The sequence below is a fragment of the Paenibacillus phytorum genome (assembly GCF_013141715.1).
GTDB lineage: Bacteria > Bacillota > Bacilli > Paenibacillales > NBRC-103111 > Paenibacillus_E > Paenibacillus_E phytorum.
Genome location: NZ_WHOA01000227.1, coordinates 1 through 1,178 on the forward strand (window position 1 = coordinate 1; position 1,178 = coordinate 1,178).

The window sequence follows — 1,178 nt, forward strand, 5'->3', positions numbered from 1 at the left end:
TGAGTTCAACATCAAGGCTATTGCAAATGGCAAGTCCGTTACGACTTTGGTTAACTAATACAAGCTAAGAAGGCCCGCGAGGGCCTTCTTTCTTTATATGTAGGCTACAGCTCACTGGAAAATACTTATCAATGAAATAGCTGATAGAGTATCGTATACTAATTCATGTAGCCAAGGTGATAGACGCGAAGCTACATAGAATCATGCCGAGATTCAAAAGTCGCCCCGTTGGTTATAAGTTTTTATAACAAAAAAACTTTCATAATATTAGGAGGAAACAAACTTTTATGAAGAAAACATTATCCGTAGTTCTTACATCCGCTATGGCTCTTTCCATGTTCTCGTCCCTAGCATTCGCTAAAACGTCTGCTGACTTTACAGACTTGAAAGACCTGGATGCAGCTACAAAAGCAAAGTTCGATGCGATGATCTCTGCTGGTATTTTTGACGGTGTGACTGACACAACTTTCGGTCTGAAAGACGAAATGAACCGTGCACAATTCGCGAAAGTAGCGGCATTGATCATGGGTCTGGAAGTAAACAAAGACTTGCAAACTTCCACTTTCTCTGACGTTAGTGTAACCGACGCAGCAAATGGTTATGCACTTCCTTACATCGAAGCTTTGAAAACTGCAGGCGTTACTGATGGCTATGCGGAAGGTCAATACAACCCGGCTGGTAAAGTAACAAAAGAACAACTGGCTACTTTCTTGGTGCGTGTTCTTGGTCAAGATGCAGCAGCAAAAGGCAAAACAGGTACAGACACAACCGTTTCTGGTTGGGCACAAGGTTATGTTGCTTTGGCACTTGAATTGAAACTTCTTTCTAACGGCACTGACGGTACATTCGGCGGCATGGCTAACGCAACTCGCGATCTTCTAGTGAGCGGCGCATACGAAGCAAAACAACAATACGTACCAGCTGGTAAAGTATCGGTAACAGAAGCGAAAGCAACTGGCGTACAACAAGTAACAGTAAACTTCAACAAACCCGTAGATACAGCAAAAGCAACAGTTGCTTTGACAAAAGGTACTGCTGATATCGCAACTACTGTCAAATTCGCTGATGATAAAAAATCCGCTGTACTGACATTGACTGATGTTAAAGTAAGCGAAGGCAGCTACACAGCAACACTTTCCGGTTTAGATGCAGCTGGTGTTGATAAAACAACAGCAACA

General features: G+C 42.7%; 1 protein-coding gene. It reads left to right on the forward strand.

Annotated features, from left to right (window positions below):
- Window positions 1–287 precede the first annotated feature (287 nt).
- A partial coding sequence (locus tag GC098_RS31495) for an S-layer homology domain-containing protein (RefSeq protein WP_171647663.1) occupies window positions 288–1,178 on the forward strand: 891 nt, incomplete at its 3' end.